The organism is Bacillus cereus group sp. BfR-BA-01331 (assembly GCF_022663915.1).
Classification (GTDB): domain Bacteria; phylum Bacillota; class Bacilli; order Bacillales; family Bacillaceae_G; genus Bacillus_A; species Bacillus_A mycoides.
Map to the genome: position 1 here is coordinate 1 of NZ_JAKUGJ010000019.1, position 14,582 is coordinate 14,582.

Consider the following 14,582-nt stretch of genomic DNA (forward strand, 5'->3'; position numbering starts at 1 on the left):
AAGGTAAGAGTTGGTTGGGATTATGGGAAGGAAATGAGTATGAAACTCGATACCACCCTTCTTTACGACATATTGCTTTTCGAGTTTCATATGAAGATTTAAAAGAATCTTTAAAGTGGCTAGATTTTATTCAAGTTGAAGCTGTCCCATTTGGTAATAGAGAATCTACTGAGCCATTTATCCGCCCACACCAAGGTAATGCTTCAGTATACTTCAAAGACCCAGATGGTAACAGTTTAGAATTAATATGTCATATTGAAGTTCCTAATGAATTAAAACATATTACAGATAAGTTGTCCTTTGTAGATTGGGAGAAACTAGTTAATAATACATTTAAATGAGAGATGCGAGATAAGCTTATTTTACTAAATGGGATCACCACACATCACTATCAAGTAAATATTTTAGAGTATCCCCAAAACGAAAATTGTATCTCTTCATAGTTGTTCATGAAAATTCAGTTCATTTTTTTCATTTAGGGGAACAATTAATCTCTTAAGTTGATGGGTATGTATGGTGACCCCTACTATACAACATCGGTAGAATAACCCCTTACTTTTGAAGTAGTAAGGGGTTATTCTTGCAAATTTTAGCTTGATGGGCGTGTATGATGCCCCCTTTTATATACAGCTTCTTGTTTTAGTTTTGTAAGTGGATCCAAAAAGAAGTAATCGTTGCCGCACCCCTTTTTCGGAGGATGGACAACGATTCCCAATTAAAATTTATCCGATATGCGAAATTGCATATTCATTATGAAAACCTAGAAAACTCAACACTTTAAGGTCTTCTACAACCAGAATTATAAGTAAATAGATATAAATAATATGAATTATTTCCCATTTATTACAATCTCCTACCTTTACAGAATCTATATATAAAAATATAATTTTCAAAAAATATAAATATTCTGTTTAAAACAGGGTGTAAAAACAAAGGAGAAGAAAATATGAAAACAAAGAAACAAAGTCTAGCAGTTTTATTGTCAGCTGGTGTTATTGCTACATCAATTAGTTTACCGACACATAGCTATGCCGCTACATCAAGTAATGTGCTGTCTACAGAGAAGTATAATGAGGTCATTAAGTCCCCAGAATTTATTTCTGGGCAGCTGACTACACCATCTTCAACAAAAACTGAAGATGTAGTATTTCGATATGTTGATGAAAATAAGGACAAATATAAACTAGGTACAAAAAGTGCTAAAGAATCATTCACTGTAAAGAAACAAGAAGATGACAATTTGGGTGCAAAAGTTGTTCGATTACAACAAACATATAGCGGTGTTCCAGTATGGGGATCTACACAAGTTGCACATGTTGATAATAAGGGGGTATTAACCGTTTTTTCTGGAACCGTGATTCCTGATTTAGATAAAAAATTACAACAACCAAATCAAAAAGTCTCTGCCGATGAGGCAGTGTCTATTGCTGAAAAGGAACTAAGTTTTAAACCAAACTATGATGTAAAACCGACATCTGAACTTGTAGTATATGCAAAAAATGACACAGTATCCTATGCATATCATGTTCATTTAGGATTTTTATCTCCACAACCAGGTAACCATGATTATTTTGTAGAAGCAGAGACTGGAAAAATCTTAGATCATATTGAAGTTTTACATACAGCAAGCACCCCAAAAAATATTATTGGGACAACAACAACGGGAACAGGAAATGATTCATTTGGAAATACAAAAAATTTGAATCTCTTACAATCTAATAATACTTATTATTTAGTAGATCAGACCCGTGGAAAGGGAATTTATACGTATGATGCACAAAATCAAGGAAGTGATGATGACACTTCGTTTCTCCCAGGTGTCCTTTTAAGTAACAGCACTAACAGTTTTACAAGCAAAAATGCACAGGCAGCTGTGGATGCTCATACTTATGCCGGAATTGTATATGATTATTATAAAAACGTTCAGGGAAGAGATTCCTATGACGGAAATGGGGCCAAAATTGTTTCATCTGTTCATTTTGGAAAACAGTATGAAAACGCATTTTGGGATCCAGACCTAAAACAAATGGTTTATGGAGATGGAGATGGATCAACCCGTTCATTTACAGCCGCAATTGATGCTGTTGGTCATGAACTAACACATGCAGTAACAGAATCATCATCCAACTTAATTTATCAAAATGAATCTGGCGCACTTAATGAATCAATGTCAGATATTTTCGGAACATTAATCGAATATTATAATAACTCAAATCCCGATTATCTAATCGGAGAAGATTTATTCTTCCAATCGGGACAAGCCCTTCGTTCTATGAGTGATCCAACACAATACGGTGATCCAGACCATTATTCTAAACGTTATACAGGAACGAATCAAAGCAAATTAGTACACACAAATAGTGGGATTATCAATAAAGCAGCGTATCTTGTTGCAGAGGGTGGTACTCATTATGGAGTAACTATGAACGGTATTGGTAAAGATAAAATGGGTAAAATCTTTTATCGCGCAAATACTCAATATCTCACAGAATCGGCAACATTCTCTCAGACAAGACAAGCTCTTGTACAGTCAGCCGCAGATTTATATGGAACACAATCAGCTGAGGTTACCTCTGTAACCAAAGCATTTGATGCTGTTGGTGTTAAATGATTTGGTTTTGGTGCAGCTCTTGCAAGTAATCTCCTAAACTTGGACATACTGATAGTATGACTCTAAAAAAGAACTTGTAGGGATTCCTACAAGTTCTTTTTGTTTTTCTAGCTCAACACAAAATACAACGTTCAAACAACCGTATACCTTGAAAATAGAATAAAAAAATACAAAATGTTAATTTTATAAAAGCCATTGATATCATGCGTAAATACTAATATCAATGACTTTTGGTATGGATGTGTAGTAATCAGTTTTACTTTTTACCAACAATATGTTCGTAAAATTATTTTTCTTGTCCCTCTGTTTGATTGGCTTGGAACTCCATTTTTAGCGCAATACTATCCCCCTGGAACACATTTTGATCCATGCCGTTGTCTTCAAATATAAACTTCATCCAAAACCAATCCATTTTCCCAGACTTTAATCCCCCTGTTTCAGCCCACTTAGGATGAAATACTTTTTTGGAGGCAATCTCTGGACTTTGTGATTTTAGTTCTGCAAGAGTTGTTTCGTGTACAGGGCTTTTTGCTGGATCCCAATCCCAAAGAAATTGTACTTTAATATATTTGCCGAAATCCTCTGTATTATTATTTTGTTTTAAATCGTTTACGGTATAATCAATTTTCATCATGATATCTTTAATATCTAATGTACCACTATTTGTTAAATTGAATTTCTTTAATATTTTGTCCCCGGGTTTCAAATTTCCTAAGTTAAGTGAAGTAGTTGGTTGCATAGCTAAATCTAATGTACCTGCAGCAAATGTATTATTTGTTACAGCTTGATCACTAAAATATGCATATGTTCCCCCACCAATTAAAGATAAGCCAAGAGCGGCTGAAACCACTCCAACACCTAATTTCTTTTTCAATGACATTTTTTTGTTCCTCCCATATCATTTTTATAATTTTTCTCACTAATTAACTGAAAAGCTCCCCTTAATACAGGTATAACACTAATTGTAAAAAATTTATATTAAAATCAAAAAAATACTTATTGAGAAAATTATGTCATCGTTTAGCTTTTTGATAGTTACGAAATGTCCCAAGATTGGTATCGTATATATTGTTTAAATACGTTATCAAAACTTCTGTCAAAAACAAATTAGTATTAACTAACCTTTATGATTAGAATTTTTATTTCTTTAGGCTTAATTCATTGTATCAAAAGGTACACCTTTTTTAGCACAGTAAACTCTATTAAATTTAGTGATTCAAAAGGTTGAAAAACGCACTTTTGAAGTACTAAATAATTAATGACACCTTTTGAAGTATTTTTGTTATAATTTCATTAGAAGCAATTTAGAAGGGATGTCTATTTATTTTGAATACAAGAAAATTCGGATATATAAGAGTCAGTAGCAAAGACCAAAATGAAGATCGGCAACTCGAAGCAATGAAACAACTCATCACTGACGAACGAGATATTTTTGTCGATAAGCAAAGCGGAAGAGACTTTAACCGTGAACAATACCAACTTGTAAAACGCATGTTAAGAAAAGACGATATTTTATATATTCATTCCCTGGATCGTTTCGGGAGAAATAAAGAAGCTATCCTTCAGGAATGGAAAGATATTACCCAAAATATACAAGCTCATATTGTCGTATTAGACATGCCACTTTTAGATACAACTCAATATAAAGATAGTTTAGGGAATCTTATTACTGATTTGGTACTTCAAATCTTATCGTGGCTTGCTGAAGAAGAGCGGACAAAAATAAAAACTCGCCAACGTGAAGGCATTGAGGCTGCAAAGAAAAAAGGAAAGCATTTGGGTAGACCCAAAACTGAAATAACACAGGAATTTATCGATGCATATAACGATTGGAAAGATGGAAAAATCACAGCGCTATATGCCATGAAAAAGTGCAATATGACAAGTCCTACATTTTATAGAGTTGTCAAAAGGTATGAGGATAAGGAGTGGAAAATATAGCATGACTACAAAAGAGACCCAAAACACAATGCAAGGATTCTCTTCTTATTTATTAAATAAAGGAAGAAAGCCTTCAACAATTAAACGATATATCTATGATATAGAAAGTTTCATTCAATGGCTGCACCAATCAGAAAAAATTACTGAAAACAATCTTTTTGGCTCACTCTATAAAAAAGATTTTGAAGCCTTTTTCAAATATTTAAAGGAAGATCGGCAGTACTCCGATAAAACGATACACCGCATATATATTGTTTTGAATAGGTTGTACGAATACTTAGATTTACCAAGCCCCATTGAAGGGGTTATTCATATAGATCCACCTAATCGGGCATTACGTAAGGAGGATTTCGTTTCTTTCCAGGAAGGGAAACACTTAAAAGAAGTTATTTCTTCACTAGAAGGCCTTACAGAAAAACAACGATCAACACGCCCGATGATCTTAGAGCGGAATATTTCTATCGTTACATTACTCCTTGATTATGGATTATCTTTAAAAGAACTTGTTTCTTTACGAATGATACACGTTCATTTCGAAAATGATACTTTATCCATTCTTGAAGGATCAAAAATAAACAGGAGCATTCATTTGAAGGAAGAAGATAAATTACACCTATACAATTATTATAAAATTATCCCTGAACCTGTACGCCCTAAATATCACAGTAATGATCCACTATTTGTTGCTTTTGATTTTACACGTGGGACATATCATTGGAGTTATGATGATGATACGCCAAAATTTCTAACCGAAGTCTCAATACAAAAAATGATTCGTTTAGAAGTGAAACGTGCTAATCTCCGAAAGGGAATTTCTGCGCAACATTTTCGAAATACCTATATTTTAAGAAGAATTCAAGGGAACAATACCCCTGAACAAATCATGCAGCAAATAGGATTTAAATCTAATTTATCCTTAAAAAGATATTACGATTACTATAAACGCTCCACAGCAAATACAGACTCATATCTATCATTTAACATGTGATTTTTACATAGCTACAGAATTTTAATTAATTAAATAAAAAATGAAAAATCATATTATATTCACGAATATACTTTACGAGATAGAACAACTAAGTCCATCAAAATTGAACCCTGGCACTCACTAACAGAAGAAATAAAAGTCTTAGGCATTAGGATATCGACATCTTTCAAATTCAAATGATAGAAATAGATCCAAATAAAAAAGGAAAGGTTGATTTGCAAAATCAGTCTTTCCAAAAGTAAAAAGAGTTCATCCAAGTGTTTAGATTTATAGCATAGTAGTAGATTCCACTAGGAATCTACTACTATGCTATATTTTTCTTCATATAATTGCTCCAGAATCATATTTCCTATTATTTTCCCCTTTAAATTAACTCTAGAACATATAATTTGGTGTCTAATATTTTAAAAAAATTATTGTGATATAAAAAAATGCTTTTAAGATAAGTATTTTTTATAAGTTTAATAGGTTCACTTTAAATTTAACCAATTAGAGATTTTGAGTCATTCATAACTGGTGCAACTGCGCTTCTTGGTTCTGGATCATTCATTGCAACTGCACTTCTTGGTTCTGGATCATTCATTGCAACTGCGCTTCTTGGTTCTGGATCATTCATTGCAACTGCGCTTCTTGGTTCTGGATCATTCATATAAGATACTGCATGATCTGAAATGAATTTCCCCGAAACAATAGTACTAACCGCTGCAAAAGTCAAAAATACTTTTTTAAATTTATTTAGTTTATTCTCTTTTTTTAATTTCTTCATTTTTAATTCCCCCTTGTTTGCCTACTTACATTATCTAACGGGCATAGGGGGTTAGGTAATCCGTTAAATTTTATTTACCTGCTGTAAATAATGTTTTTAACAAGGTTTCCGAAAAAAATTTTTCTTACTTCTAAAGGTGTAGGACGTAGCCAAATGAACATGAAAGAATTTTTTTTGGTTGGCTTACGCTAAAGTGGTTTGCAATCATCTAACTATTCGCGATAATTCCCTATTACAGATTGTCCTTTGAAAACGGAAGATATGAGGTTGGTACGAAAAATGATTCATACCAACCTCATATCTTCAATCACTCTCCACTATACCAAAAGAACCAAAACCAAGCCTGAACGTTGCTATAGATAAGGCAATCACAATCACTAAAATACGGTGGGTTCTTGACAAGGACGTCATGTACTTTTCGTGTGTATACACTAAACGTCGGTGCGACGGGATTAGCTTGAATAAACTTGCACCCTAGAACAAGTATCGCCAGCATTTTGGAAAAAAACCACGCTAAGCAAAAAATACAAGGAGCTACCCATATGGACAGCTCATTTACATAATTTTCGTTATCAGAAGTAAAATTTAAAAAAATTCAATTCGAAAATAGATAATTTTATCAGTTGTTGAATGTCTGAAAAAAATAAAACCAATGATATTGTCGAGATTCTTTGGCAACTTCTTGCTGTGATGACTATCATAGTGACTTTTTCTCCAGCAACCACTATTAGTGGCTATTTACCATAAGAATTATTTTTGAAATTTGCTTTTTTTTAGAAAGCATGTTAATTTAAGAAAGACCTATTTTTGTTCGGTTTGAGATTAAGAATAAATTTTGTTTTTCGTCTAAGGTATTTGGGCAAGGGTAGTAACATATGTGTGGGTATCCACACTAGGAGGCAACAATTATGGAACAAGGTAAAGTAAAATGGTTTAATGCAGACAAAGGTTTTGGATTCATCGAGCGTGAAGGTGGAGAAGACGTATTCGTACATTTCTCAGCTATCCAAATCGACGGTTTCAAATCTTTAGACGAAGGACAAAGTGTAACGTTTGAAGTGGAACAAGGACAACGTGGCCCACAAGCTACTAATGTTCAAAAAGCTTAATATTAGCTGATGAAAGACCCTCTTGTAGGGTCTTTTTTTGATTTTGTTACAATATTCCAAATACAACTTTTTTAAGGGGATTTGGGGTGCTTAACTTTTAATGAAAAAGAAGATGTTAGAAATCATAATTTTAGCATTATGGGCTTTTTCTTTTAGTTATCTTACAATTATATTAGGAATACCAAAAAACCGATTATATATAGTCGTAGGATTTCCAATCTTATTTGTTGGTGGACTTTTGATTGTGCATCTATTTCAAAATAAGAATGAAAATGGAAAATAACTTTGTTTGATTGTATATCTCATACACGTATAGTTAACATAACGTATCATTATCGGTAGCAAAAAAAAGGTGGATCTCTACTTTCTCAAGGAATCCGCTTTTTTTTTCTATGACTCTATTCATTTTTTATACATTCCTATTGTAAAGTGACAAAAAAGTTGTTTAATTTAAAATAAAGTCGCTTAAAAAATAATAAAGTTGTTTAAAAATCTAAGTTTTATTCAACAATCGGGCCATTTTGTGGAAGATCAGCAGAAACTTTTGAGATCTTAATCAAAATAGTAATTAATCTATCGAAGTTGTAAAATAAGGGTAAGAATAGTTCTGGGGGGATTTATATCAATTATAATGCTATTAATCTAAGCGAGAAACTGTCCAAATTCAGTGAACACTGGTCGCCCAAAGTCATTGGTGAAATGAATGACTATCAGTTTAAGTTAGTTAAGATTCTGGGGGATTTTGTATGGCACGATCATAAAGACACCGATGAGGTATTCATCGTGATAGACGGCGAGATGTCCATCACATTCCGCGATGGACAGGTTAAACTTTCCAAAGGAGAAATGTATGTGATACCAAAAGGTGTGGAGCATAAGCCTTATGCTGAAAAGGAATGCCATATAATGCTGGTAGAGCCTAAAGGTGTAGTCAACACTGGTGAAACTAATTCCAAACTAACTGCTGAAAATAATATATGGATTTAAATCAATAATTCAGTTACTTTCTTTGGATCAACATATAAAAGGAAGTTACATATTTTCCACAATCGGGCGCTATTGTTGAATAAAAATTAGATTTTTAAACGACTTTATTATTATATTTTTTAGTGTAGTGAAATACCTTACTTTAAAAATTAAACAACTATATTTTTAACCCCGTCCTAAATTTAGAACGGGGTTATGCTTGGTTGAGCTTTTAAAATTAAATAACTTTATTATCATTTCACACCTATCCTGGCGTGGGTTTCAAGGTTCCCATTTGTTACTGGATTAGCCGAAAAACTTTATAAAATCTTGCATACTCTTAGCGTGGATTTTTTCCGAAATGCTGGCGATATCCCTAGAAGCTCCCACTTCAAGCTTTGCTAAGTGGCGAGTAGTTCACTGTCAATTTAATTAGTGTTTTAACCAGAAAGTTTACAAAAAAAAAGTAGGCTTACGCCTACCGACATTCATCTCCCACCTAAAATTGGTATTTCACGCCTTCACATTTTTGAGGAAGGAGTCTTCTGCCAGGAAACGATAAATTTAATACATTACATATTGCTTCATTGTCAAATATCCTAAATATGTAATTTTGTATGGATAAAATCTATTATATTATCAATTTTAGATACTTAAATTTGATATATGCTTATTCAATATGATTATTATCATATTTATCTCTTAATAACTTTAATTTTTCCCCTTCTCTAATTCCAGCATCTCTTAATAAAGTATACTGTTCGAAATACTCTTCGAATCCACCAGGTGTGAAAATTGAAAGAATTTTAGCTTCTACATTAAAAGGATTACTAAATGCATGAATTGTTCCCTTTGGAACAAAGATAAATCCTCCTTCTGATACTTCCACCCAATTCTTATCTATAAGAAAGGTTACTTTTCCATTTATTACATAAAAAATCTCATGAATTTGCTTATGAAAATGAGGCTTTGGTCCAGTCAATCCTGCAGATAGGGTGTACTCTAGTACAGATAGTTGGTCATTAGTCTCTTTCTTAGTTAATTTCAAGTTAATTTTTAAATCCGGAGCTGGTTGAAGAATCTTTCCTTCTCCTTTTTTTAATACATAAGGCGGCACAACAGCCATATAATTTTTCACACCTTTCTTATATAATTTATTGAAAATCCCCCTTTTCAAACTACCCAACACTAGGTGGGAGCTGATTTTAGGTTTGGCACAGCCAAAAAATTTCTAATAAACTAGACACATGAAGTTCTTCGATAACTTGATATATAAGTTTGCAGGAACCGAACACCAAGCCGTTCAGTTCCTGCATAAAATACCAACGGTAAAAAAGAACGTCCAAGCGTTGGATATCTAGAGATGGAGTAATCCGAAGTAACACTCAGGTTGCTTTCTTCGTATAACTGAGAATTCCACACTTCAAAAATCGTTAGAATTTAAGTGGCAGTTAATTCATAATGAGCAATTATATTAATCTTTTCTAAATTGGATTATAGGTTTTATTCCATAAAAAAAGAAAGAAAGTGAAGACAATGCAACTATGAGTATTTCCTGTTGTTTTGTAAGATTAAACCAACATTTATACGATTTATTTCCGGACATAAATATTCACCTTCCCAAATCTTCTTCTATATCTAATTCTTTACTTATTTAAAATAAATATTCCTCTTTGAAAAGCCTAATATACTTTAAATTTAAAATTTCAATTTTACACATCCAATAATAACCTTTTAAATATTAGTAACTTGTAACATATTAGAAAAATGAATCACTTTATTTACCAAATCATCTACTCTCTTCATAACGGCTTCATTTCTACATATGCCATCTTTATCAAAGTCACTTCCGTCTAATACAACCTGATCAGCTAATACAAGAGCATATAAACCCCTTAAAAATATTCTCATTCCATTTAAACAATTTATGCCTCCTTTGCCACCACCAGCAGTAGCAATAAGTCCAATAGGTTTATCCATGAGTTGTTCATTTGTGATAAAATCAAAAGCATTTTTTAATGCCCCTGAAAATGAATTATGGTACTCTGGTGAAGCAAGAATTAATGCATCTGCTGCATTAATTCTCTCGATAAAGGTATGTGCCACCATTTTTTGTTTCATAGAGCCATCAAAAATAGGTAAAGGAGATTCTCTGAAGTCTATAAAATCCAATTCAATATCTTTATCAGCAAATCTACTTTGAATTTGCCTCATTAATTTTTTTGTTTGGGATTCTTCTCTTACACTGCCACATACTAAAGCTAAACGCATATATATCCTCCTTCCGTTATACAATGTATAATTTATCTTGTAGTAATAACGCTTCTAGTTCTTCTGGACCATGAACAATATATGTTGCCCCAGCGTCCGATAACTCTTCTTCAGATCCATATCCAAAGGTAACTCCTACAGAATCAACATTAACTTTTTTTGCACCTATAATATCGTGCATACGATCACCAATCATTACAACTTCTTGACTGCTTAGATTTTGTTGCTGCATGATAAAATCAATAATTTCTTTTTTCGCTGATCTAGTGCCATCCAAATTACTTCCGACAATAGATTCAAAATAATGATCCAGGTTAAAATTTTTAAGGATTTCGCTAGCAAAAACTGTTGGTTTAGATGTAGCAACATGTAATGTCATACCATGATCCCTTAAGTTTGATAAAACTTCCGGAATTCCAGAAATTACCTTATTTTCTAACATCCCACTTTTACGAAATCGCTCTCTATACAATGTAACAGCCTTATTTGCATCTTCTTTTGAAAGTCCATAAAACTTGATGAAAGATTCATCTAATGGAGGTCCAATAAAAGGCGTTAATGTATCCAAATCATCCACATGGATATCAAAATGGCTTAAAGCGTATTGAACACATTTTGTAATTCCTTCCTTAGGATCTGTTAATGTACCATCTAAATCGAATAATATATATTTATATGCTTTCAAATTATTTCACCCCAATGAATTGAATTTAATATATTAATTTGTTTGTAAATTATTGTTAGTGATTTTTTGCATCTCTTTAGCAACTAAAGCTCCAACACGTGCATTATCTTTTACAAGTTCAATTGCCGCTTTTAAACTCTTTCCATCTGTTAATTCTTTTACTTTTTTCAATAAGAATGGTGTTACCGCTTTACCCATAACCCCTTGTTTTTTTGCATCGATCATCGCTTCATTTATAATGGATTCAATAAACTCTTCCTCTAAAGCAAACTCATGAGGCACAGGATTATTGATTAGAACACTACCCTTTAATTGTAATGTGTTCCACTTTGCATCTAAGATTTCAGCAGCCTCTTTAGCATTTTCAATTCTATAGTCTACCTTATAACCACTTTTTCTTGCGAAGAAGGCTGGGAAGTCACTTGTTTGATATCCAATAACTGGAACACCTTTTGTCTCTAAATACTCAAGTGTAAGTCCTAAATCCAAAATAGATTTTGGACCAGATGTTACTACTGCGACACTTGTCGTAGCTAATTCTTCAAGATCTGCTGATATATCCATTGTAATTTGAGCTTCACGATGTACTCCACCAATACCACCGGTTACAAATACTTTAATACCCGCTAATTCTGCAAGAATCATAGAAGATGCCACTGTAGTTCCACCATTTTTCTTTTGAGAAACAATATAAGGTAAATCACGTCTACTTACTTTAATTACGTCTTCAGATTGAGCAAGAAACACGATTTCTTCATTAGTTAATCCAATCTTAATGCGTCCTTCAATAACTGCAACTGTTGCTGGCACTGCACCGTTATCACGAACAATTTTTTCAACAGCAGTTGCTGTTTCTACATTTTGTGGATACGGCATCCCATGCGAAATTAATGTAGATTCAAGTGCTACAACTGGCTTATTTTCCTTTAAAGCTTTTAATACCTCTGGTGAATAATCGAAATGTTTAGTTAAGTTCATTGTTAATCCTCCTAATTAATTTAGATAATTTTTTATTTTAATTTAGATAATTTTTTATTTTAATTCAGGCGATACATTTGCCATTAAATAAAAATTAATATCGTAAGGAACAGGACCTCCACAAGTTACAAATCTTTTAGCCTCCGGGCCTGTATATGGATTACGTGTTCCATGGAAAATTTTTTCAGGAGAGTATAAAATGTCCCCTTCTCCAAAATCAATCCATTCACCATTTAAATGTACTTGTCCTTTTCCTTCAACTCCAATAAATAACTCCTCTGATATCGGATGAGTATGAACCCCGAAATTTTGTCCAGGTTGTTGAATTCCACAATGTAAACTTAGATGTGCACAACCTGTTCCAGGCCAAAATAAAAAGTTCATATTTGCTGGGTCATTATTAACTTGTGTAGGATCCGTTCCTTTAAATCCTTTGAAGATAGTTTCATTATTAAATAAGTTATTTACTAATTTAGGATTATTTGAAGTTCTATTTCCTTTAGGCAATAGACTCTGCCAAATATAAAGACGAATCATCTCTCCTTTATTTGCTTGAACTGAGTAGCCTGTTCCTGTAGGAGCGTATAGAGTAGTTGCTCTAGACACTTCTGTATTTTCTTCTCCCACTACTGCAGTTCCAGACCCTTGAAACACTACTACTACTACTTCATGATTAATCCCAATTTCACAGCAAGTCCAAGCCCCTCCAGCCGGTATATCTACAATCATACCTGTGATGTTTTTAGAACCAAGCTCTGGACTAACTGGCTTAGCCATCTTACATCCACTAACATCTTCCCATTGAAAATCATTGACTTTAAAAACTTTACCTTCATTCAAATTCATAATCGTTTTCAAATCTAATCCCTCCAAATTTTTCTTTTCTTGATTATTAGTATAGAGACGTTCTAAACAGCATAAAACTGTAAGCTATGTTTACATTTTATTTACTGGGGTAAATGATATTGAATTTATCCAGAAAATAAATAGAATTGATTTATATTGTAAAAGTATATAGAGGAGGATTACATTGAATAAAGAACTTCAAAACAACTATATAACGATGAAAGGGTTTTACTTTTTTACCTTTTTAGGAACTGGAAGCTTATTTCCTTTACTAGGATTATATTTAAGTACTGTAGAACATCTTAATGGGTATCAAATTGGGACGATCATGTCATTGGGACCTATTATAATGATATTCTTTCAACCTATTTGGGGGCTAATGTGTGACTATACGCAAAAACCACGCATTATTCTTTCTACTACCGTATTACTTACAGGTATAAGTGGCTTAGGGTATCTAATCTTTAATGAATTTTCATTTTTTATCTTTGTTGCACTACTAATCGGGGTATTTCAAAGTGCGATTATTCCAATCTCTGATAGCATTTCTTTAAGTTATACAAGCAAAACAAATGGTAATTACGGTAATATTAGATTATTTGGTTCTCTAGGTTTCGGTATCGCTGTTTTTATTATGGGAAGGTTGTCCGGTACTTTTATTGGTCCCACAGTAATTTTTTATGGATTTTTCATATCCTTATGTATTGCTTCATTTCTAGCTTATAGAATGCCGCAAGAAGCAACATCACAAAAACAAGATTTAATATCTGGACTAAAACACCTAATACGATATAAAGAATTTTTAATATTTTTATTAATTACGTTTATGATTTTTGCTCCTAATTTAGCTAATAATTCTTATTTCGGAATATTTGTTGAGCACACAGGTGGTACACTAACTGGTATAGGAATTGCTTTCTTTTTAGCTGTTTCAGCCGAAATTCCTTTTATGAAAATTGCAAACCAATGGATCAACAAATTAGGAATCCTTAATATAGTTGTGTTAGCTGGAACAGCCTCTATGATTAGATGGTTTCTATATAGCCTTGAACCTTCGCTCTGGATAGTTTATGCATCTACCATAATACAAGGTTTTTCCCTAGGATTATTTATCCCTGCAGGTTTACAGTACATCAGGAAAATTGCTCCAATTAATATGGGAACTACTGCAGTCACACTATATTCAGCTATAGGAAATGGGGTAGGTAATTGGTTCTATACATTTTTCGGAGGGGTTTTATATGAAAAATTCAGTATTTATGCCGTTTATTTCTTTTTTGGTGTAGTAGCATTAGTAGGAATAATACTTACATTTGTACTAATCAAATTGGAAAAAAACATAAAAGAATACGATATGAATTCTTCAATTGTTTAAAATTTAAATATAATAAAATTCATTGAAGTCTAATAGAAAATTTTCA

At 32.7% G+C, this 14,582-nt stretch carries 14 protein-coding genes and 1 pseudogene; 8 read left to right on the forward strand and 7 right to left on the reverse strand.

Going from position 1 to position 14,582, the window contains the following annotated elements; translation table 11 throughout:
* On the forward strand, positions 1-341 hold a 341-nt coding region (locus MR155_RS23875; RefSeq protein ID WP_242311249.1), incomplete at its 5' end, for a VOC family protein.
* Positions 342-946: 605 nt separating this feature from the next.
* Positions 947-2,611, forward strand: coding sequence for a M4 family metallopeptidase (locus MR155_RS23880; RefSeq protein ID WP_242311250.1), 1,665 nt, complete (start codon positions 947-949; stop codon positions 2,609-2,611).
* 286 nt (positions 2,612-2,897) lie between these two features.
* Here MR155_RS23880 and MR155_RS23885 read toward each other — a convergent pair whose 3' ends face one another.
* Positions 2,898-3,491, reverse strand: coding sequence for a TasA family protein (locus MR155_RS23885; RefSeq protein ID WP_242311251.1), 594 nt, complete (start codon positions 3,489-3,491; stop codon positions 2,898-2,900).
* A 446-nt stretch (positions 3,492-3,937) separates the two neighbouring features.
* On the opposite strand from MR155_RS23885, the gene MR155_RS23890 reads away from it, so the two are divergent.
* From MR155_RS23890 to MR155_RS31855, 3 genes and pseudogenes are all read left to right on the forward strand, one after another.
* Complete coding sequence (locus MR155_RS23890; protein WP_242311252.1) at positions 3,938-4,552, forward strand: recombinase family protein; 615 nt, start codon at positions 3,938-3,940, stop codon at positions 4,550-4,552.
* A 1-nt stretch (position 4,553) separates the two neighbouring features.
* On the forward strand, positions 4,554-5,540 hold the full coding sequence (locus tag MR155_RS23895; protein ID WP_242311253.1) for a tyrosine-type recombinase/integrase: 987 nt from the start codon (positions 4,554-4,556) through the stop codon (positions 5,538-5,540).
* A 33-nt stretch (positions 5,541-5,573) separates the two neighbouring features.
* Positions 5,574-5,782 (forward strand): annotated as a pseudogene (locus tag MR155_RS31855) (hypothetical protein).
* Between the two features lie 239 nt (positions 5,783-6,021).
* On the opposite strand, the gene MR155_RS23900 reads toward MR155_RS31855, so the two are convergent.
* The gene (locus tag MR155_RS23900; protein WP_242311254.1) at positions 6,022-6,306 is read right to left on the reverse strand and encodes a hypothetical protein; all 285 of its coding nucleotides are present in this window, start codon (positions 6,304-6,306) and stop codon (positions 6,022-6,024) included.
* Between the two features lie 908 nt (positions 6,307-7,214).
* Here MR155_RS23900 and MR155_RS23905 point away from each other — a divergent pair.
* Together MR155_RS23905 and MR155_RS23910 are read left to right on the forward strand one after the other, a co-directional pair.
* Positions 7,215-7,415, forward strand: a complete 201-nt coding sequence (locus MR155_RS23905) for a cold-shock protein (RefSeq protein WP_012261563.1) — start codon at positions 7,215-7,217, stop codon at positions 7,413-7,415.
* A 621-nt stretch (positions 7,416-8,036) separates the two neighbouring features.
* Positions 8,037-8,402, forward strand: coding sequence for a cupin domain-containing protein (locus tag MR155_RS23910; RefSeq protein ID WP_050001571.1), 366 nt, complete (start codon positions 8,037-8,039; stop codon positions 8,400-8,402).
* A 649-nt stretch (positions 8,403-9,051) separates the two neighbouring features.
* Here MR155_RS23910 and MR155_RS23915 read toward each other — a convergent pair.
* From MR155_RS23915 to MR155_RS23935, 5 genes are all read right to left on the reverse strand, one after another.
* Positions 9,052-9,507, reverse strand: coding sequence for a cupin domain-containing protein (locus MR155_RS23915; RefSeq protein ID WP_242311255.1), 456 nt, complete (start codon positions 9,505-9,507; stop codon positions 9,052-9,054).
* A 608-nt stretch (positions 9,508-10,115) separates the two neighbouring features.
* Positions 10,116-10,652 (reverse strand): NADPH-dependent FMN reductase, encoded by a 537-nt coding sequence (locus tag MR155_RS23920; RefSeq protein ID WP_242311256.1) that lies wholly within the window; start codon positions 10,650-10,652, stop codon positions 10,116-10,118.
* A gap of 16 nt (positions 10,653-10,668) precedes the next feature.
* Positions 10,669-11,337: an HAD family hydrolase gene (locus MR155_RS23925; RefSeq protein ID WP_242311257.1), complete on the reverse strand. Its 669-nt coding sequence runs from the start codon at positions 11,335-11,337 to the stop codon at positions 10,669-10,671.
* Between the two features lie 33 nt (positions 11,338-11,370).
* Positions 11,371-12,315: a pseudouridine-5'-phosphate glycosidase gene (locus tag MR155_RS23930; RefSeq protein ID WP_242311258.1), complete on the reverse strand. Its 945-nt coding sequence runs from the start codon at positions 12,313-12,315 to the stop codon at positions 11,371-11,373.
* 54 nt (positions 12,316-12,369) lie between these two features.
* Complete coding sequence (locus MR155_RS23935) at positions 12,370-13,173, reverse strand: cupin domain-containing protein (RefSeq protein WP_242311259.1); 804 nt, start codon at positions 13,171-13,173, stop codon at positions 12,370-12,372.
* 172 nt (positions 13,174-13,345) lie between these two features.
* Here MR155_RS23935 and MR155_RS23940 point away from each other — a divergent pair, with 172 nt between their 5' ends.
* Entirely contained in the window at positions 13,346-14,536 is a 1,191-nt protein-coding gene (locus MR155_RS23940) for an MFS transporter (protein WP_277958748.1), read from the forward strand.
* Positions 14,537-14,582 lie beyond the last annotated feature (46 nt).